This is a genomic window from Sulfobacillus harzensis, from assembly GCF_012933365.1.
GTDB classification, from domain to species: domain Bacteria; phylum Bacillota; class Sulfobacillia; order Sulfobacillales; family Sulfobacillaceae; genus Sulfobacillus_B; species Sulfobacillus_B harzensis.
Map to the genome: position 1 here is coordinate 1 of NZ_JABBVZ010000070.1, position 19,345 is coordinate 19,345.

Annotated in this window: 17 protein-coding genes; 4 read left to right on the forward strand and 13 right to left on the reverse strand. The window is 59.0% G+C overall.

Annotated elements, in window-relative coordinates; all coding sequences use genetic code 11:
- Positions 1-672 precede the first annotated feature (672 nt).
- Entirely contained in the window at positions 673-1,392 is a 720-nt protein-coding gene (locus HIJ39_RS16115) for a hypothetical protein (protein ID WP_169101493.1), read from the forward strand.
- Between the two features lie 16 nt (positions 1,393-1,408).
- Here the strand turns inward: HIJ39_RS16115 and HIJ39_RS16120 are convergent, their stop codons facing one another.
- The 5 genes from HIJ39_RS16120 to aceB form a co-directional block, all read right to left on the reverse strand.
- Positions 1,409-2,827: an FAD-binding oxidoreductase gene (locus HIJ39_RS16120; protein ID WP_169101495.1), complete on the reverse strand. Its 1,419-nt coding sequence runs from the start codon at positions 2,825-2,827 to the stop codon at positions 1,409-1,411.
- A 19-nt stretch (positions 2,828-2,846) separates the two neighbouring features.
- The gene (locus tag HIJ39_RS16125) at positions 2,847-3,878 is read right to left on the reverse strand and encodes an FAD-binding oxidoreductase (RefSeq protein WP_169101497.1); all 1,032 of its coding nucleotides are present in this window, start codon (positions 3,876-3,878) and stop codon (positions 2,847-2,849) included.
- Positions 3,875-5,164 (reverse strand): (Fe-S)-binding protein, encoded by a 1,290-nt coding sequence (locus tag HIJ39_RS16130; RefSeq protein WP_243239759.1) that lies wholly within the window; start codon positions 5,162-5,164, stop codon positions 3,875-3,877. Before HIJ39_RS16130 ends, HIJ39_RS16125 begins: the two co-directional genes overlap by 4 nt.
- A gap of 73 nt (positions 5,165-5,237) precedes the next feature.
- Positions 5,238-6,020, reverse strand: a complete 783-nt coding sequence (locus HIJ39_RS16135; RefSeq protein WP_169101499.1) for an IclR family transcriptional regulator — start codon at positions 6,018-6,020, stop codon at positions 5,238-5,240.
- Positions 6,021-6,086: 66 nt separating this feature from the next.
- Positions 6,087-7,673 carry a malate synthase A gene (gene aceB, locus HIJ39_RS16140; RefSeq protein ID WP_338055209.1) on the reverse strand — a complete coding sequence of 529 codons (1,587 nt, stop codon included), beginning with the start codon at positions 7,671-7,673 and terminating at the stop codon, positions 6,087-6,089.
- A gap of 239 nt (positions 7,674-7,912) precedes the next feature.
- On the opposite strand from aceB, the gene HIJ39_RS16145 reads away from it, so the two are divergent.
- Both HIJ39_RS16145 and HIJ39_RS16150 read left to right on the forward strand, forming a co-directional pair.
- Positions 7,913-9,523: an L-lactate permease gene (locus HIJ39_RS16145; RefSeq protein ID WP_169101521.1), complete on the forward strand. Its 1,611-nt coding sequence runs from the start codon at positions 7,913-7,915 to the stop codon at positions 9,521-9,523.
- 157 nt (positions 9,524-9,680) lie between these two features.
- Positions 9,681-11,645, forward strand: coding sequence for an acetate--CoA ligase (locus HIJ39_RS16150; protein WP_169101503.1), 1,965 nt, complete (start codon positions 9,681-9,683; stop codon positions 11,643-11,645).
- Positions 11,646-11,684: 39 nt separating this feature from the next.
- On the opposite strand, the gene HIJ39_RS16155 is transcribed toward HIJ39_RS16150, so the two are convergent.
- From HIJ39_RS16155 to HIJ39_RS16185, 7 genes are all read right to left on the reverse strand, one after another.
- Positions 11,685-12,125 (reverse strand): hypothetical protein, encoded by a 441-nt coding sequence (locus HIJ39_RS16155; RefSeq protein WP_169101505.1) that lies wholly within the window; start codon positions 12,123-12,125, stop codon positions 11,685-11,687.
- An 88-nt stretch (positions 12,126-12,213) separates the two neighbouring features.
- Positions 12,214-12,918 (reverse strand): hypothetical protein, encoded by a 705-nt coding sequence (locus HIJ39_RS23770; protein WP_207711731.1) that lies wholly within the window; start codon positions 12,916-12,918, stop codon positions 12,214-12,216.
- 175 nt (positions 12,919-13,093) lie between these two features.
- The gene (locus HIJ39_RS16165; protein ID WP_169101507.1) at positions 13,094-13,336 is read right to left on the reverse strand and encodes a hypothetical protein; all 243 of its coding nucleotides are present in this window, start codon (positions 13,334-13,336) and stop codon (positions 13,094-13,096) included.
- Between the two features lie 188 nt (positions 13,337-13,524).
- Entirely contained in the window at positions 13,525-14,496 is a 972-nt protein-coding gene (locus HIJ39_RS16170; protein ID WP_169101509.1) for an acetylxylan esterase, read from the reverse strand.
- 128 nt (positions 14,497-14,624) lie between these two features.
- Positions 14,625-15,608: a 2-oxo acid dehydrogenase subunit E2 gene (locus HIJ39_RS16175; RefSeq protein WP_169101511.1), complete on the reverse strand. Its 984-nt coding sequence runs from the start codon at positions 15,606-15,608 to the stop codon at positions 14,625-14,627.
- A gap of 19 nt (positions 15,609-15,627) precedes the next feature.
- Entirely contained in the window at positions 15,628-16,647 is a 1,020-nt protein-coding gene (locus HIJ39_RS16180) for a pyruvate dehydrogenase complex E1 component subunit beta (RefSeq protein ID WP_169101513.1), read from the reverse strand.
- Positions 16,648-16,649: 2 nt separating this feature from the next.
- Entirely contained in the window at positions 16,650-17,636 is a 987-nt protein-coding gene (locus HIJ39_RS16185) for a thiamine pyrophosphate-dependent dehydrogenase E1 component subunit alpha (RefSeq protein WP_243239760.1), read from the reverse strand.
- Between the two features lie 214 nt (positions 17,637-17,850).
- Here HIJ39_RS16185 and HIJ39_RS16190 point away from each other — a divergent pair, with 214 nt between their 5' ends.
- Positions 17,851-18,762: an SPL family radical SAM protein gene (locus HIJ39_RS16190; RefSeq protein ID WP_169101515.1), complete on the forward strand. Its 912-nt coding sequence runs from the start codon at positions 17,851-17,853 to the stop codon at positions 18,760-18,762.
- Here the strand turns inward: HIJ39_RS16190 and HIJ39_RS16195 are convergent.
- Positions 18,755-19,162 carry a cupin domain-containing protein gene (locus HIJ39_RS16195; protein WP_169101517.1) on the reverse strand — a complete coding sequence of 136 codons (408 nt, stop codon included), beginning with the start codon at positions 19,160-19,162 and terminating at the stop codon, positions 18,755-18,757. The genes HIJ39_RS16190 and HIJ39_RS16195 overlap by 8 nt on opposite strands.
- Between the last annotated feature and the right edge of the window lie 183 nt (positions 19,163-19,345).

The following is a 19,345-nucleotide window of genomic DNA, read 5'->3' on the forward strand; positions in this document are numbered from 1 at the left end:
GAAGCTGATGCCGCACTAAGGGGACCGACAACCGATTTGCCATTTCCTACCACCTCCTTTCTGGACGGTTAGTTCAGTCTGGCTTTTCCCGGCTGTCCCGTGAGAAAAATGGATCTTGACATTTAACCGCGGGACTTATTCTACTGCAAAAGCGACGGAATTCGACGTTATTCGACCGATTTAGTTTCCATTGACAATATTCAAGGGAATTTTTCTGTAATACATTCCGGCCTGCCAAAGCGATGGCCGTATCTTGAGTCGAAGTTGGGCTGGATCCGCGCGCGCCGGGAGCCCGCGGGGTTCTTGAATGAGCCTGCAACACATCACAGGCTTTGGTGCCGTTACGCAATTTCATCGGCTGTCAAATCAGGCTTGTTCGGCGTTCCGCTGCCGTTGAGCCCGAGACAACTGAGGGGACATGGACGAGAGGCTATGCGTAAACACCGCCCAATGATGGCGGCGGCGCGAGATTTGTCGAACCTTAAACGCAGCGAGAATAGCGCTGCACCCGTGCCTCTTTCAGGTTGCAAGGGCGATCCGTCAATACGTGGCCAACAATCGTCTTCATTCTATGCACGCACCAATTTACTTCCATTTGTTAGTAGCCATCGGAAACGGAATGATCAATCATTGAAATCGGATGCCCATTTTTCCGTCGAAGGAGGATCTCCATTGGACGAGACCGCCCGGCGCGTTGCCCTCGCCGAAGAAATGACGCAAAACTACCGCCGCGAGTTTAGGGAGCATTTGGCAGCTTCCGCTTGTTATGGTTCGGTCGCCCACGGGCTGGCCGATGCGCACTCCGATCTCGAAATGATTATCCTAACGGATGACGCCATTGACGCCGTCAACGTGCACATGGTTTACCATGGCATCCCGGTGGAGTGCGATATCGTGCCAACCGCACGTTTTTTCCGCGCCGCCCAGCGGGTCAGCGTGGAATGGGGCATCGAAGCCGACGCCTATCGCCATCACCTTCCGATATGGGATCCCGGAAATCAATTTGAGGCCATTCGTGCGGCCTCTTTAGCAACACCGCACGAGCAATTTGAGGAAGCCTTAAAGGTTAGCTGGTGGTCAGCGCGGGAATGGGCAGCAAAGATCCAAGCGATGGCGAAGGTAGGCAATGATCCCGGCTGTCAGTTTGCCGCGTGGCAATACCTCTATCTCGCCGCATTGCGCATTGCCCTCGCTCAGCAAGATCCCTACAGGAGCTTGCGTTCTTTATGGCAAGAAGCCTCGACACGGGGTTTCGGCGTCGAGGCGATGTTAGAGGGTCTTACACGGGGAGACATCTCGCGCCTCCCGCAACTGGTGGAGATCGTGCAACAGCGTACCGGATCGTGGGGGCAACCGCCGGATGAGGAGATCCCTTTTATCTGCCCAAAGTAACGTCACCAGAAGCGCTCTATCCCACTGGGAACGGCGAGGCCTCATGGCAACGCGGCGCGGACGGTAAAAGCTTTCCCGGATTCAGGAGCTTTTCCGGATCAAAGGCCATCTTCAAGGCTTCTTGAGCTGCCAATGCCTGGGGCGAGAACAACAGCCGCATCTCCTCCAACTTCTCAATCCCAACCCCGTGCTCGCCGGTGATGCTGCCGCCTAACTCCACGCAAACCTTCAATATTTCCGAACCCGCAGCCACCACTCGCTTGACCATGTCGGCATCGCGCTTGTCATAAAGCAGGAGCGGGTGAAGATTGCCGTCGCCGGCATGAAAGACGTTGGCAATGCGGATGCGATACTCCGCGGCGATGGCGGCAATCCGCTCAAGCGCCTCAGGCAGGCGGCTTCGGGGAATCACGCCATCCTGGACGTAATACTGCGGGCCAATCAGCCCCATGGCCCCAAAGGCGGTCTTGCGATTGGCCCACCAGCGGGCCTCTTCTTGGGGCGTCTGAGCCACCCGCACCTCGCGCACCTGGTGGCGGGTCAATACCTCGCGGACCCGATCGACCACCACATCCACCTCTTCTTGTTCACCGTCGACTTCAATCAATAGGACGGCCGCCAAGTCCTCGGGATACCCGACGGGATACGAGCCCTTTTCCACCCCGTGAATCGCCAGACGATCCATCATCTCCAAGGCGGCCGGAATCACCCCCGCCGCAACAACGTCCGATACCGCTTGGCTGGCTTCATTGACGTCATCAAAGAGTGCCAGCAACGTTCGGCTTTTGGCCGGCTTCAAGGTAATGCGGAGCCACAATTTTGTCGCAATCGCGAGGGTGCCTTCCGACCCAATCACCGTTCCCAGCCAGTCTAAACCATCCGGTTCCCCCGCGAGATTGCCTAGCTGGGCGACATCTCCACGGGCCGTGACAACCTCGGCCATCACCACGTGATTGACCGTCACCCCATACTTCAGACAATGGGGCCCCCCGGAATTCTCAGCAAAGTTTCCACCAATAGTGCAGGCCTGCTGCGAAGAGGGATCGGGAGCATAGAAGAATCCATAGGGCGCCAGCGCTTGGGTAATATGGGCATTCACGACCCCTGGACCTACGGCAATCACTCGGTTTTCGGGATCGATCTCCCAAATTTGGTTCAACCGCGAGAGATGGATAATCACTGCGCCATCCAAGGGCGTGGCTCCCCCAGAGAGGCTGGTGCCGGCACCGCGGGCGAGATATGGCACCCCAGCTCGACGGAGAATCCGCACCGCCTCCTGTACCCCGGCGGTGTCTCCTGGAAGCACGACCGCCCGCGGCATCGCTTGCGCCAGCGTATAGCCATCGCAAGCATAAGGCCAGAGATCCATGGCATCGGTCAACACATAGCGGGCACCTAAGGCTGCCTTCAGCTCTTCGATCCACAAGTCCGCCATTCTTCAAGTTCCCTCCTGCTTAGCCAAGCACTCCATGGGGATCATAAGCGGCTTTCAGCCGCCGCCATGCGTCTATCAGAGCAGGCGGCCGCGGCGCCTCCCAAGATGGGCCCGAAAGAAGCCGAATCCCGCCCCTTTGCTCACGCACCCAAATCATCATCTCCCAGGCCCTCTCGCTCGGGAGATGCCCAAAGAAGCTCCCCGACTGCCATTCCAGCGCCAACGGCCCGCCCTGCCAGCGGGAGAACAAGTCCAGCATCATGCGACGGGGAACGCCGCCGGCCAAGGCGACAAGAGCGGACGCGCCGTCGGGCGGTGTGACCGGCAGAAACTCTACCGTCTGGCTCGGCCCAATACGCGATTCCAGATGCACGACGGTTTGCTTGATGCCATGCCATTCCAGCGTCGCCCGCACCGGCTTCCCGTCTTGCAAGCGGATGAGGCGGATGGAAGCCCAAGGATGGGCCTCATGAAGACCGGACTCGGCGAAAAGCGTCATCTCTTCGAGTGTGCCTTCGCTAACCCACTGGCGCTGAGCTGCAGGCAGGGGGCTGACCTTCAACGTGACTTGGGCGATGATGCCCAGTTGTCCCCGCGTCCCCACAAAGAGCCGTGGCAAGTTGTAGCCCGCCACGTTCTTGACCACCTTGGCCCCCACTTCGATGGCGCCAAACCCGGGGGTCAGGACCGTTAAACCCAGCACTCGCTCGTGAAAGGCACCATAGCCGCGATAGATGGTGTCCAAACCCGCAGAGACCGCCCCGCCCACACTGTCGTCGTGGCCGTCAGCGGCCACAAACGGCACCCATTGCCCGTGCTTGGCCAGCACCTCGTTCAGCTGCCCGATGGTGAGGCGGGCATCGGCGGTCACCACCAGGTCTTCCGGGTGAACGTCCAACAGCGCGTTTTCGTCCGGGACGAGATCGAGAATCCGCACCGGCGTTGACGCCTCCAGCATGCGCCGGCCCCTGGCGCGTATCCGAATTTTCTCCTGTGTCTCGGCCGCCGCCAAAAAGGCATCCACAATTCCCTGTTCCCAGGCCGCGCTCATGACGTGCCCCCAATCTGTCCCGCATCCCGATATGCGGTCCACACCAGGTCAATCGGGTGAACGACCTCTGGCGCCCTGGGATTGTCCGACAGCCCCGATTGCATGTGCATGAGGCAGCCGGGATTGGCTGCCGCCACCCACTGAACCCCAGCGGGGATGTCTTGCACCTTCCGGTGTAAAAGCGCCTGCGCCATCTCGGGATGCGTGAGATTATAGATGCCGGCGGATCCGCAGCAGCGGTCCGAGTCCTTCATTTCCTGAATGCGATAACCCGCTCGCATCAACAGTTGGCGAGGCTCCTGACGGATCCCTTGGCCATGCGACAGATGGCACGGGTCTTGCAGCGTAATTGGATCCTCGGAGGATGGGAGAGCAGGCAAGTCTAACCGCGCCAATATCGCCGTGGCATCCTCGACCGCCTCCTCAAAGCGGCGCGCCCGCGGCTCCCAGTTGGGATCGCCCCGAAATAATTCGGCGTACTCCTTCAAGGTGGATCCACACCCTGCGGCATTCACGACGACCGTCGCGGCCCCCGATTGCTCAAACGCGATGATGTTCTCCATTGCCCAGCGCCGGGCTTGATCCGGGTCGCCGCCGTGCAGATGAAGCGCGCCGCAGCACCGTTGCTGCTCCGGCACCGTCACCTCTAATCCGCCCAACTCCAGCAAATCCTGGGTGTGCCAGTTGGTCTCGGCGTAGATGGCATCCATGATGCAGCCGGAAAACAGCATCGCCCGTCCCCGCGGATGACTGAGCGGCCGCGGCTTTACGGTGCGGCTTAACCGGTGCGGAATCTGTTTGGGAAGCCCGCGGGCGAGACCTTGAGCCGACGCCGGGACAAACTTCAGCCGCGAAATCCACCGCCCAATTCCGGGTTTTTGCATCACCCGGGCCATCCGCTGCAGCCAGCGGAGACCTTGTGGCGATCCCAAAAAGAACCCCATCGGCCGTGTCATGCGGCGAAACTGCTTCATCGCCTCTGGGCCACGCTCCATCAACAGGGGCGCCGCCTCTGCCCGCCAGGCTTCCACCAAATGTCCGGTGCCAACATGCGCCGGGCAGACCTCCTCGCAGGCCCGACAGTCCAGGCAGTCATCCAAAGCCCGCATGGCATTGTCATTGAGAACAGATGGGTCATCCTGTAAACGCTCTAACAGAAAGATGCGTCCTCGCGGGGATTCGGCCTCCAAGCCTGTCACCTGATACGTGGGACATGCTGAAAGACAGAGTCCGCAATGGACGCACTGGCCGGTATCCAAGGTAATCGTCGGGCGATGCGTTGCCATCCTGACGCCCCCTTATGGCACTTGGACGCTTTTCCTATGACTATTCGGTAAATAGCGAAAAAACCCTTTTGGACTAAAGCAAATGCCGGGATACGCTCTGCGCGGCCTCAACGATGGTCGGCCCCACCTGCTGAGCTCGCTCCAACGACAGGCGGGCGCTAGGAGCGGAGATGCCGATTGCTCCTTGAACCCGACCTCGGGGATCCAAAATGGCGGCCGCCACACAGCGCGCCCCAATTTCCTGTTCTTCGTCGTCAATGGCAAATCCTCGGCTTCGCACCCGAGCCAACTCCGCCTCCAAATCCCGCCACTGAACCAATGTGCGCGGCGTAAGCGCCGCCAATTCTCCGTTCTGCTCTTTCAGACGCTCGACCAGTGCCGGATGAACAGCCAGGATGGCCTTGCCCACCGCGGTGCAGTGCATCGGGGCGCGGCGCCCCACCTTCAGCTGCATGCGCAGCAGATTCCGGGCGTCAACGGTGGCCACGTACACGATGCTGAGGTCATCTTCGACCGCTAAGTTGACCGCTTCCCCGAGCGTCTCCGCCAAATCCTCCATGGCGGGTTCGGCGGCCCGATGAAGGGGCCAGGACCGCATCGCCCGGCCGCCGATCTCCACCAAACGGAGCCCCACGCGATAGTGGCCCTGCTCCTCGTCCTGCACCACGTAGCCGAGCTCCTTCAAGGTATGCAATAGGCGATAGGTGGTCGACTTGTGGATACCGGCCCGAACGGCCAGGTCACCGAGACTCATCTCCGTGGCCTCCGCCAAAATTTCCAGCAAGCGCACCGCCCGCTCCACCGATTGCACCCGCTGGCTTCCCTCGTCCAGCCGCATTTCCTGTATCTCCCGCATCGCTTCGCCCCCGGCCTGTCTTTCCTCTAGCATACGCCCGGGCGCGCGACACCGCCACTCTGAGCGTCACTCAAGCTGTTGGTATGCGATGGTGGTCAGAAAGTCGGGCAGCGTCTCGGCAAACGAGACCTGATCTAAGATGGCGAAGGCCCCATCGAGGCGCGCCTCGGCGTCTGGATCCCGCCATTCCTGGCGAATGCGGTCCAGCTCCTCTTCGGCCATCTGACGAACTAACGGGGCTGTGAGTTTCCGGCCATCCGACAAGGCCGCACCGTAGTGCATCCACTGCCAGAGTTGGGCTCGCGCAATTTCCGCGGTTGCGGCATCCTCCATGAGGTTTAAGATGGCCACCGCTCCCGTTCCATGAAGCCACGACTCCAAATATCGGAGCGACACCTGAATGTTGTTGCGTACGCCCGCCTCCGTAACCTGGCCGCCCGGAACCCGGAAATCCAGCAGGTCTTCCGCACGATGCACCTGTTCAGGCGACCAGCGCCCCCCTTGATTGGGCTTGTCGCCGAAATACTCGTCAAACACCGCCTTGGCGACCGGAACTAAATCCGGGTGCGCCACCCAAGTGCCGTCAAAACCGTCGCCGGCCTCCCGTTCTTTGTCTTCCCGAACTTTGGCCAGCGCTTCTTGGTTCACCGCGGGATCACGCCGGCTGGGTATGAACGCCGCCATCCCGCCGATCGCATGGGCTCCATGGCGGTGGCAGACCTGCACCAAATGGGTTGCATAGGCGCGCATGAAGGGAACAGTCATGGTGACTTGGGCACGGTCGGGCAAAAGCTCCGAAGCATGGTTGCGGAACTTCTTAATGATGCTGAAGATGTAGTCCCAGCGGCCAGCATTCAGTCCCACCACGTGATCGCGGAGCGCATAAAGAATTTCTTCCATCTCCAGCGCACCGAGAATTGTCTCGATCAGAACGGTGGCCTTAATGGTGCCATGCTCAAGTCCTAGACGCTGCTCGGAAAAGCTGAAGACATCGTCCCAAAGCTTTGCTTCCTCGGCTCCTTCCAACTTGGGAAGATAGAAGTAAGGGCCCGTATGACGATTCAGAAGCCGTGCGGCATTATGAAAGACATAGAGCCCGAAATCCATCAGTCCGCCCGCTATGGGATCACCATCGACTTGGATGTGCTTGTCAGTCAAGTGCCATCCGCGCGGGCGCACCACCAGCGTGGCCACCTCATCGTTTAGCTTGTAGACCTTTTGATTGTCTCCCACAAAGTCAATCCGCCGTTCGATGGCATCGGTGAGATTCATCTGGCCTTCGATAAGATTGCTCCAACTGGGGGTGTTGGCATCTTCAAAATCCGCCATAAATACCCGAGCCCCGGAATTCAACGCATTAATCACCATTTTACGATCGGTCGGCCCGGTAATCTCCACCCGACGGTCACGCAAGTCCTCGGGGATGCGCCCCACCTGCCAATCGCCCCCGCGAATTGCGGCGGTCTCTTCCCGAAAGCCGGGCACAAACCCTTGGTCTAGCTTTTGCTGGAGCACCGCCCGGGCTTCCATGAGCTCGCGCCGTCGCGATTCAAAGGCGCGGTGCAATTCGGCTAAGAAGTCGAGCGCCGAAGAACTGAGCACCGCGTCATAGCCCGGCTTCATTGCTCCCAATACACGGATGCCGTTATCCATCATATCCCTCCGTTTCATATAACGAAACGCTATTTCACTTCTGTATCATTCTACGCGCAGGCATCAGAATCCTGCCATACCAGCCTCGCTCTTCTCCCGCGTTTTCTGCTCATCCCAAGCATGTGAATTCATTCCCAAAATACCATGGGTATCAGGAGGATTTTTGCCAACTTTCACAACGAATATCCTCCATGTAACGAAATGATGTTTCGTATTACGAAACAAGGAGGGAGGATTTGGTGTTTCATCAAATACTTAACCCGGCCCACAGCTTGGGCCTGACTGCCCTGTTAGCTCTCGTCCCCTTCATCGTGCTCTTGGCCTTGTTGGCAGGCGTCCGCCTGACCGCTTGGCTCACCACCATCATCGGTAGCGCCGTGACCCTCATCATGGCCGTGGCAATCTGGAAGATCCCTTTAGGCACCGGTCTTCATGCCTACGTGCTGGGATCGCTGACGGGTTTTTGGAATATCGACTGGATTACTTTTTGGGGTGTGGTCATATTCAACACTCTGATGCTCACCGGCGTCTTTGACACCTTCAAATCTTGGCTGGTCAGTCAAGCCACAGCAGACATTCGCGTGCAGACCATTTTGCTCGCCTGGTCATTGGGGGCGCTGCTTGAGGGACTCGTGGGCTTTGGATATCCCTGGGCGGTCATGGCCCCCATTCTCATCGGATTCGGCATCATTGAGCTGGATGCCATCCGTGTGGCCGCCATTGCCAACAACGCGCCCGTATCCTTTGGCGCGCTGGGCGTTCCCATTATTGCTCTGGCCTCCGTCACGGGCCTGCCGCTCTTGGCGCTCTCGGCCTCGGTCGGCAAGGTGGTGGCGATCCTGGCCTTGTTGCCGCCCTGGGTCCTGATTTATCTGGTGACTGGCAAAAAAGGCTTCAAGGATGGCTGGCCTTTAGCCATCGTTGGCTCCCTATCTTATATCTTGGGCCAATTCCCGGTCTCGCAATGGGTTGGCCCCTATCTCCCCGACGTCAGCGGATCGTTGGTCTCCTTCGCCTGTCTGTTGCTATTCCTCAAGGTTTGGCGACCCAAGCACATTCTCGGATACGGCGGCGTGGAACTCGACGAGGTCGCGGCCACCCGCAACGACCCGGCCCCCTCGACGCTTACCGGCCGGGACATCTGGCGGGCCTGGCTGCCCTTCATTATTCTGATTGTGGTGGTGGTGCTTTGGACTGGGCCCTGGTCACCATTGCCAGCCGTGAGCTGGCTGGACACGAAAGTCTCCGCCATCTCCTCCATTTCCCATCAAGCCACGGCGGTCGACTTCAATTTCGCCCCGTTCGTCGGCGGCACCTCGATTCTCGCCTCCTGGCTTATCATGTTGATTTTCCTGCGCCCCAAGGCCGGAACGTTGGGCGAGGTGCTCCGGCGCTCGTTCAACCAGATGTGGGGGGCTCTCCTGGTTGGCATTTTCATCTTCGGCTTGGCGGATCTCTTCAACTTCTCCGGCATGGCGTCTTCGCTCGCCTACACCTTTAGCCGGATTGGCCCCGCCTTCATCCTGCTGGCCCCTATTCTCGGATGGATCGGGGTAGCGCTGTCCGGCTCCAACACGTCCACCAACGCCATGTTTGGCCTCTTGCAAAGTCTCGTGGGCAAGATTCTGGGGTTCCCGCTCTTGCTCCTCCCATCCCTCAACTCGGTGGGCGCTGAGGTCGGAAAGCCCATTGCCCCGCAGACCGCTTCCGTGGGGGTCTCGACCAGTACCTATGTCCGCAGCGAGGGGCAAGTCATCCGCCACAATCTTCCCTGGACCCTCCTGGTGCTCGCCTGGCTTATCATTGTGGGTCTGCTCTACCTCTGGCTGGCACCGGGCGTGATGCGTTGACGATTCAAGGCGGGGCTTCGGCCCCGCCGTTTCTTATGGTTTTAACCACGTAGGACCGTACTGGCGACTCGCGAGGATGTCTGCCATTTTATTCCTCGTTGGGAATATAATCGGATTAGTACCGATTGTCCGACTTCTCGTGACAAGGAGGGATACTATGGCTTCCTATGATGACCAGCTGTCCATGATTCGCCAAGCTCCCCTGATTCCGCCTCCCCGTCCCGCATCATCCCGCATGAACATCCGGAGCTTGGAAGATTACCAATCCCTATACCATGAGGCCCTCGCCCATCCCGACCGATACTGGGCGCACGTGGCAGAACAGTTGGAATGGTTCAAGCCCTGGAGCCAAGTATTGGAGGGGAAACTGCCCCACGCGCGCTGGTTCGTGGGGGGCGAAAGCAATGTGGCGGTCAACTGCATTGACCGCCATGCCCGGGTACGCCCCGAGCAAACCGCTCTCATCGGCATCACCGAAGAAGGCAGCGAACGCCGCTGGTCGTATCAAGAATTGCAAAGCGTCACCGCCCGCTTTGCGGGCGCGTTGGAAGACCTCGGCGTGAAAAAAGGCGACGTGGTCGCCATCTTTCTTCCCAACCTGTTGGAGACAGTCGCGGCCGTCCACGCGTGCTTTCGGATCGGCGCCATCTACAACATTATTTTCTCGGGATTCTCGAAGAAGGCGCTGCTGGACCGCTTGCAAGACACGGGGGCAAAAGTCGTGGTGACGGGAGATGAGTCAATCCGCCGCGGGCGCATTTTACCCCTTAAGGCAAAGCTGGATGCCATCATCGCTCAGGTTCCCAGCATCGAGAAGGTCGTTGTCGTGCGCCGTACGGGTCATTTTGTCCCCATGCAGCCCGGCCGCGACCTCTTCTTTGACGATCTGGTCACCCAAAGCTCCCATGAGGCGAATCCCGTCCCCGTCGAAGCCAACGATCCCGGCTTCATCATTTATACCTCGGGCACAACCGCCAAGCCCAAGGGACTGGTGCACAGCGGCATGGGATTTCTCTTGGGAAGTTTCCACAATGTCTACTACGCGCTGGATTTGTCCCCCGACGACATTTATTGGTGCACAGCCGATGTTGGTTGGCTCACCTTTCCCATCTTCGAGCTGGTGGGCGGTCTGGCCTTCGGCGCCACCTATATTCTCTATGACGGCGCCCTCGATTTCCCTGATGCGGGCCGGCTGTACGACATCATCAGCCGCTATCACGTCAACAAGCTCTTCACGGCCCCGACCGTGCTGCGCGCACTCGCCCGACAGGGCGAATCCCTGGGCGCCCGCTACGATGTATCGCGGTTAGAGCGCATTGCCCTGGTCGGCGAGCCGCTAGATGGGCACACCTGGCAATGGGTCCATGACAAGATTGGCCACGGGCGGATTGAGATTAACAACACCTATGGCCAGAGCGAAACCGGCAGCGCCTGGACCTCCAGCATTGCGGGCGCCACCCCCGCCAAGCCCGGATCCTGTGGCCTTGCCCTTCCCGGACACGGCGCCGCGGTGGTGGATGACCAGGGTATTCCGCTCGGTCCCGGTCAAGTCGGAACACTGGCCATCACCACGCCGTTCCCGACGTTAGCCCGCACCATCTGGCGAGATCCCGAACGATACGAGAACGTCTATTTCTCCATTCCCCACCATCCCGATTGGTATGATACCCACGATGCTGCCGTCATCGATCAGGACGGCCACGTTTGGGTGCTTGGGCGCATGGATGACGTCATCAACGTGGCGGCTCACCGCCTCTCCACCATGGAGATGGAAAGTGCCGTGCTCGAAGTCCCGGAGGTGGCGGAAGCCGCCGTCATTGGGCTTCCCGATGATTTGAAAGGTGAAGTCCCGGCCGCCATTGTGACCACCCGAACCCCTGTGGACCCCGAGCAATTGGCCGATCAAATTCGCCAACAAGTCGAGCGGCAAATCGGCGCCATTGCCCGACCCGCGTTGGTCATCCCGGTCGAAAACCTCCCCAAAACCCGTTCAGGAAAGATTGTCCGCCGCCTGCTAAAAGACCTCCTCATCGGCACGGGTGAGGTCGGCGATTTGAGCGGGGTCGAGAATGTCGAGATTCTGGAGACGCTGCGCGAGGAGTTAGGGCATTCCCATTCCTAGCGAAATTCAAGGAAAAAGCCCCGCGGTGTCGGGGCTTTTCTATGCCCAGTTGGAAAAAAGATAGCGGATAACGGGCGGTCCGAACAAAAGCAGCGCCCCTAACACCGTAAGCCCAATGACGAAGGCGATGGATACCCAACGACTGACACCCTCTTGGTCGGCTGGCCGCGGAAGAGCTCGGCTCGCCTTCAGAACCTGAGACCAGGTGACCCGCGAAAAGTGCAGGCGCAACTCGGCAACCAGCGCTTCATAGTAGAGACGGGCATCCATGGCCATCGGCACCGAGGCCGCCAACTCGTCGTCCTCGAAAAGCCCGGGAATCTCGCGTTCCAGCGCATCCACCACGGCCGGTAGGTCGCGGGCAGAGCCGAATGGATCCCCCAACAGCCGCTCAATGATGTGATGGCGGATGAGCGCCACGTCTCCCGTCGCGAGTGCCTCTTGAACGTCCGCCGGATAGTTTGTCGCGATCCCCCTCACCTCCCCTGGCTATTGTCGCACAAGCTCTCTTTCACGTCATCCCGGCGCAAAAAAAGAGCCGGCGCATGGCCGGCTCCCGTTCGTTCTATTAGCCGTTGTTTGCGGACATGGAGCCGCTCGCGGAACCCGAGACGCTGCCGGAACCGGAAACAGCACCCGATCCAGAGGCGCTTCCCGAACCCGAGGCCGACAACTTGCTCGTCAAGGCGTTAAGATTGCTGGTGGCCGCTTGCAGTGCCTTCAGTTCGGCCTGAAATTTGTGAATGACGTTAACAAGCCCCTTGGGCCCGCTCAGGGTCGTGGTAGTCGATGACCCTGATGTCGCCGTGCTCATTTCACTCTTGATCGTTTGGGCCAAGGTATTGTTAATGGCTGACAACTGCGTCAACGCCGTCGAGAGTGAGTCGGAGTTGGAGCTGGTTAGGGCTTGGCTCACCGCTGCCACATAGCTCTTAAGGGCGGCAACATATTGCATGCGCGCCGTCTTAATTTGCCCTTGGAGCGTATGAATCATGGCAACATCCGCTTGCACCTGGGCGCTGGTCTTCGTCTTGGCCTTGGCGTCTCGATTTGCGGTCATTTTGCCGTGCGCGGGAAGCCGGCCCCATACGGTGACCTTGGACTTCCCGTCCACGGCCGCCTTAGCGACGGAAGAAGCCTGCTTCGGCAACGAGACCATGATCTGGGAATGATTCGTAGACGAGGCGCTCACATGGTGTGATGCGGCCACCACGGGAATGCTGGCTCCTACGGCCAAGGCAGCCACTAGCGGAGCAAAAAGCTTAAGACTCAATCAGAACACCTCCAGTAGGGTGATGGGCGCCGCCCGTACAGGGATTGCGCCAAGTTGTCCATCGACCATACCGTTCGTGATGGAGGGTAAATTTTGGGGGGTAAGGAAAATTTTCGTCGACAGAAAAAGCCCCGGTCCGAAAATCGGAGCTTTTTCTCGACCCTTCCTGCCATTATTATCCGGCAGAACGGGCCTGCAGCTGGGAACTCAACTGACCGATGGTCGCTTGATCCTGATGAAGCGTGCCCGCCAAAGCGTGCAAGGCGGTCAAATAACCCGCTAAAAAGGCGACGCCAGCGATGAACAGGGCCACCGAAAGGCCGATGGCGCCGAAAATGGCCCATTTCACCCAGTCCGGCCGAGAAAGCGGGCGGTTCGAAGCCGGCGCAATATGCGCGGATGTTGGTTGCAGCACCATCTATCACCTCACCTTGATGACGATTCTGCAAGCCAGATTATTGCAACATCAGCCAGATGTGCCTTTTCCCAAACCGCATGGACGTTCACAGAGGCAAGTGGACCGACCCTACGTGCAGCCTCCGCTCCCTAGCACCAAGCGGCCCCGTCGGGTTGCATCCGTGCTTAGGGTCCCCGGGAGCCCAAGGGTTATTTGCTGGCATGCTTGAGATATTGCTTCAACCATTGCAGCTTTTCCATGTGAAAACGCGGGATGAACTCATGGCCAAAGTAGCGATAGACCCGAAGCGCTTTGGTTTCGGAGCCCAGATGATGAAAGGCGGCAAAAATGGTGGATGGTGGGGTGAGTTGATCGATGAGGCCAACCGAGACCAGTGTGGGCACAACCACCCGAGACGCGAGATTCATAACATCAAAGTAGCTTAGCGTCTGAAACACCTGACGTTCGATGTCGGGATCCCCATTTTGACGCAAATACTCGGTAATTTCCCCATAAGGGCCCGCTGGGGCAATGTCTACAGCACGGGTAAAGTGGCATAAAAAGGGGTACTCCGCCACCGCGACCACCGGAATGTTGGACAGAGCCGCGGCCGCGAGGGTCATGCCGCCCCCTTGGCTTCCGCCCGTCACCCCGATGCGTGCGGCATCCACCTCGGGACGGCCGTGAAGCCATGACAAAGCGCGGACGGCGTCGGCATACACGCCGCGATAATAGTAGTGTTCGGGATCAAGAATGCCCGCTGTCATCCAGCCTGCCACATGCCCATGGGGACTTGGCATGGATTCGCCGCTTCCCTGCTGTCCGCGCACCGCCATGGCCAAGACCGCATAGCCATGGAGCCCCCAATTCACCACGTCGTGAATGTGGCCCTCGTAATTCCAGTTGTACCCGTGGTATAACACCAATCCGGGATGCGGTCCGTCCTGGGTTGGCCGGACGTACCACCCAGACAATGGAGCTTCACCATATCCTCGCAAGGTGATGCGAAAGACGTGGACTCCCTCTGCAGGGTAGTCCACCAGCTCAAGATTGGCATCAAGCGGTGTCCGGCCGGATTCCTGAAGGGTGGCCTCCCAAAAAGCGTCCAAATCTGGGGGCGCGCTGAGCGGCGGCGTGTAGTTCTGCAGTTGTTCCAACGGCATGTCATAGGGTTGCAGCATCGTCTGCCTCCTAAAGGGTTTGATCATATTGTCCAAAGACGGTTGTTCTTTGTAGCATAGCGCACCGTGGGTGCAATAACGAGAGCCGCCCCGACGGGGCGGCCCCTTTTCGAGTGGCCCCTTTGGCCTTAGCTCAGTTCCCTCATCCATGTGTGGAGGTCGCCCAAGAAGAGGGCCGCCTCGACACCGTCAACCGCCCGGTGGTCAAAGGTCAGGGATACCGGGAGGCTCCCATTTTGCACCTCTCCGACCCCTAATATGGCGATGGCGGGACTCATCAGGCGTGGGGTGAAATACTCCACCCCCCATGGCCCCAGATTGCTGAGGACAAATGACGGACGGCGGCGATCCAGATCGCCATAGCGTCCTTGTCTGAGCTTTTCCTTCACATCCTGCAGCGCATTGACCCAACTGGTCCCGTCATCGCCCCCCGTGACCACGGCCACGAGAAGTCCTTCCGGGGTGCGCACAGCGATTCCTAAACGGAGCTCCCGCGCTACTTCCACGCCATCGCCATACGCCCATCCATGGATGGCAGGGTGTTGAGGCAGTGTTTTGGAAAGCGCCCAGGCAAGGCGGGCCAAGAGTGGCATGTCGCCCGATCCAGACGCAATTTTGCGTTGCAAGGTGGTGGGCAGGGCACCGGGATCGGTGAGGTGGCGAATGAGGGCCTGGCGATAGGGCGTGTAAGGAATGGGGCCTTGCTGCAAAAAAGCATCCACATCGCCGCGGGTCACTCGCCGCCCATTGCCCACGAATGACGCCAAGCGTTCTAGATCGACACCTCGTTGCAAGGCGTACCGCCGTACCGCCGGCATCATGGGTATGAACGACTCCGCCATCTTAGGCCGTGATTCGGGGTCGCTGGATGGCGCTTCAGTACGCGAGGGTTGGTCCATCACCCGAGCGATCGCCACGCCTCGCCGAAAGGCCTCCCCCGCCGGGACAAGAATCTCAAGGTAGCCGTCGGCGGGTGCCGTGACCTCGATGGTTACCTTGTCAATCATAGCCTCGGCAATCACCTGGCCCCGCTCAATCCGAGCACCCGCATCATAAATCCAGTGCGTCAGCACAGCCTCCTCGGCCCCGCCCAAATCCAGAGTCACATCCATGCCGGCCACCCCCCGCGCCTCAAGATTCCATGACGCCGCGCACCGCCTCCACAATCGCCAACTCGGATGGGATAACGGTCGATTCCAGAATGCGGCTGTAAGGGATGGGCACGTCAGGCACCGCCACCCGCCGTACCGGAGACTCTAAGTAATCCAGCGCTTCCTCCGCCAACAGGGCAGCGATTTCGGCGCTCATGCCATAGGATCGATAATCCTCGTCCACAATGACGGCTCGATGGGTCTTCATCACACTGTCCACCACTGTGGCCCGATCAAGCGGGACGAGCGTTCGGAGGTCAATCACTTCCGCCGAGACGCCGTCCCGGCTCAAGCGGCCGCGAGCTTTTAACGCCTTTCCCACCATTGCCCCAATGGTAATAATGCTGACATCTTGGCCCTCGGCGGCCACCCGCGCCTGTCCCAAGGGGACAGTATAGGGCTCCGCGGGCACATGAACTTCAGCCGTCGCGTCGGACGGCATCCAGCCGAGTCCCATCAGTCCCTTATGAAAGCAATACAGAACCGGATTATCATCTTGGATCGCTGCCAGCATCATGCCTTTGGCATCATAGGCGTTGGAGGGCACCGCCACTTTCAGTCCGGGAACGTGAGAAAAAATGCTGTAAAGACTCTGGCTATGTTGCGCGGCATCACTGTATCCGGCTCCAATGGCTGTCATCAACACCACCGGATGACGCACCTGTCCTCCTGACATGTAGTGGTTCTTGGCCAGGTGATTATAAATCTGATCCATGGCCACCCCGAAGAAGTCGATAAACATCAACTCCACGACCGGACGAAGGCCCTCGGCACTAGCCCCGATGGCAGCCCCAATGAAGGCGCTCTCCGAAATCGGCGTATCCATCACCCGATCGGAACCGAACGTCTCATAAAGTCCCTGAGTCGCCCCGAAGATGCCCCCGTAAACGCCAACATCCTCCCCCCATACCATCACCCGTGGGTCGTTTTCCATGGCTTGAGCCAAAGCCTCGCTGATGGCGCGCGCCATGGTCAGCTTGCGATTCTCGGTGCTTTGCACGACTACACCCCCTCCATCTCACAAAACACATCATCGAAGGCATCTGACGGCTCCGGATCGGGTGAGGAGCGGGCATACTCAATCGCCTCTTCCACCATCTGGCGGACTTCGGCCTGAATCTCCTGATCCTGTTCCTCGGTCAGCCATTCGCGGGCCAACAAGTCATTGCGAAACCGTGGAATGAGATCTTGACGCCGCCACGCGTCCTTTTGCCCCGCGGTGAGATAAGCTTCCGCATCCCCCTGAAAGTGGCCATATAGACGAGTGGTCTCCACTTCGATCAAGGTCGGCCCCCGACCTTCTCGAGCCCGGGCCACCGCCTCCTCCGCAGCCTCGGAAATGGCCATCACGTCATTGCCGGCAATATAGACGCCGGGCATACCGTAAGCCACGGCGCGATCGCTGTTGCGGGTGACCGCGGTGGATTGCTGCTTGGGAACCGAGATGGCGTAGTGATTGTCCTCTAGCACAAACACCACCGGAGCCTTCCAGAGAGCCGCCAAATTGAGGCTTTCATGAAAGGTGCCTTGATTGGCCGCCCCCTCACCGGCCAAAGCCACCGCCACCCCGTCGCGACCCTGACGGCGGATGGCCATGGCCGCTCCCACGGCGGGCGGGAGTCCCGCCCCCACAATCCCGGAACAGCTAAAGTGCACGCGAGTGTCAAAGAGGTGCATATGGCCGCCCTTTCCTTTGGACAACCCCGTCGCCTTGCCGAAGATTTCGGCCGTCATGGCTTTCAGATCCACCCCTTTGGCAATGGCGGCATGGTGCGGCCGATGCGGTGCGGTCATGACGTCGTCCGGCCGAAGATGGGCGGCGATGCCCACCGCCACCGGCTCTTGACCCGCCGCCAGATGCATTTCCCCCGGCACTGGGCCCGCCGCAATGCTAAAGAGCGGGGTCTTTCCTTCGGTGTAAATTTCCGCCATTCGGTCCTCGAACACTCGAATGAGGCACATGGTTCGATACATCTCTACGGCATCCATGGAAACCCCTTCCTTTCCCACAAATGGAAAGAATAGTCTTTCGGTTCTGAGGACATTATAGCTTGTATTTGCCATTTTATTCCATCGCCTCTTTCCGGCCGATCGGTGGGGGAAATTTAAGGGAAGTGGCCTCATGTCTGCCTCTGGACAATCACGACATCGGGGTTTATGATAAGAGGAACTAATGTTCGCTTTTTGAAAAGAGGAAGCACTGATGCGTTCCATTCAACTGTGGCAAGCGGGAGCGGTGTTGAATCGCTCTCCCAAAGGACAGCACATGGGGTTTGACTACTCGCTGAATCCGTACCGAGGCTGCTCGCATGCCTGCCGCTACTGTTATGCCCGTGAGTCGCACACCTATCTCGATCTCAACGTGGCGGAAGATTTTGAGCAAAAATTGTTCGTAAAAGAAAATCTGGCGGTCCGTTTGAACGCTGAGCTTCGCAAGATACCATTGGATGCCGTGATTGCGATCGGCACCGCCACCGACCCCTATCAACCGCTCGAGGGCCATCACCACCTTACCCGTCAGGCGCTCCAACTGCTTTTAGAGAGCGGTCATCCCTTTACCGTCACGACCAAGTCGCCGTTAATTGAACGGGACATCGATTTGTTGGCGGCGATGGGGGCACGGGGACAGGTGGGGGTGCACATCAGTCTCCTGTCCACCGACAAGAAAGTTATTCGGGCGCTTGAGCCGGGGACTTCGCCGCCCGACCGGCGTCTAGCCACCATTCGCCGGCTGAAGGCCGCCCACATTCCGGTTGGGGTCTTTGTTGCCCCGATCATTCCGGGGCTGTCTGATCAGCCCGACGCTCTTAAGGCCCTTTTTTCCGCCATCCGCGAGGCCGGCGCCGATTGGGCGATGACGTCGACCACACGGCTTAGCGATGCGATTCGCGATTACTTCATTAATCAGGTGGCCACCATCGACCCCAAAGCCGCCGCCCACATTCGATCGCTTTACGGATCCTCGCAGTTTGTCGAGGCCAGCTACCGCCGTGTGCTCTCCCGGCAACTCGATCACCTCTACCGTGAGTTCCAAATCGGACGCCACGGGCCCCGGCTTCATCCTCATCGGGTTCAAGAGCAGCTGGAGTTCTTCGAGCAGCCCCATTTTAGCTAGGCCAGGTCAAGGGATCATCGTTGATGATGCCATCATTGTCGGTGAGGGATCCCACATTTGCTTGGATCACAATGCAATACAAGTCTTCCGAGGAGTTGTTGCGCCAGGCACGCTTTGCCTCCGGCAGCACCCGCACCACCGTGCCGGGTTTCACCTCAAAAGTCTCGTTATCGACCTGGAACTGCCCATGGCCTTTAATAAAAAGGTACATCTCCTCGTGCTGGCGATGCTGGTGGACAAAGGGGACCTCCTGGCCAGGCCGAAAACGGTTAAGCGATACTTCCATGCCCGTAAAGCCAAGCGCCTGGCCTAAAAACAGTTTGGCGTCCAAGGCATCCAAATTCCCGGTTTCACCTACCGTATAGTTCTTCCCTTGCCGTATGTTCGTAATTTCCGCCATTCGCTCCCTCGTAGATTAGGGCTTTTCTCCCGTATACTCGCTGATTCGCAGGATTTCGTGACTCACGATGTGCGAGGGATGGCGTGCGCAGCCTCCGAGAGCGTCTCAGACGCGAATTGGCGTAAGACGAACCAAAGCCGTGGGATCACGTCTTGATGAAACTATGGCACGGGATTCTCCCTG

Excerpts from the sequence above, each read along its gene's own strand:
- HIJ39_RS16170 (WP_169101509.1), bottom strand. The coding sequence starts at position 14,496 with ATGCTGCAACCCTATGACATGCCGTTGGAACAACTGCAGAACTACACG.
- HIJ39_RS16125 (WP_169101497.1), bottom strand. The coding sequence starts at position 3,878 with ATGAGCGCGGCCTGGGAACAGGGAATTGTGGATGCCTTTTTGGCGGCG.
- HIJ39_RS16135 (WP_169101499.1), bottom strand. The coding sequence starts at position 6,020 with ATGCGGGAGATACAGGAAATGCGGCTGGACGAGGGAAGCCAGCGGGTG.
- HIJ39_RS16185 (WP_243239760.1), bottom strand. The coding sequence starts at position 17,636 with ATGGATGCCGTAGAGATGTATCGAACCATGTGCCTCATTCGAGTGTTC.
- HIJ39_RS16120 (WP_169101495.1), bottom strand. The coding sequence starts at position 2,827 with ATGGCGGACTTGTGGATCGAAGAGCTGAAGGCAGCCTTAGGTGCCCGC.
- aceB (WP_338055209.1), bottom strand. The coding sequence starts at position 7,673 with ATGGATAACGGCATCCGTGTATTGGGAGCAATGAAGCCGGGCTATGAC.
- HIJ39_RS16165 (WP_169101507.1), bottom strand. The coding sequence starts at position 13,336 with ATGGTGCTGCAACCAACATCCGCGCATATTGCGCCGGCTTCGAACCGC.
- HIJ39_RS16150 (WP_169101503.1), top strand. The coding sequence starts at position 9,681 with ATGGCTTCCTATGATGACCAGCTGTCCATGATTCGCCAAGCTCCCCTG.
- HIJ39_RS16175 (WP_169101511.1), bottom strand. The coding sequence starts at position 15,608 with ATGGATGTGACTCTGGATTTGGGCGGGGCCGAGGAGGCTGTGCTGACG.
- HIJ39_RS16130 (WP_243239759.1), bottom strand. The coding sequence starts at position 5,164 with ATGGCAACGCATCGCCCGACGATTACCTTGGATACCGGCCAGTGCGTC.
- HIJ39_RS16190 (WP_169101515.1), top strand. The coding sequence starts at position 17,851 with ATGCGTTCCATTCAACTGTGGCAAGCGGGAGCGGTGTTGAATCGCTCT.
- HIJ39_RS16195 (WP_169101517.1), bottom strand. The coding sequence starts at position 19,162 with ATGGCGGAAATTACGAACATACGGCAAGGGAAGAACTATACGGTAGGT.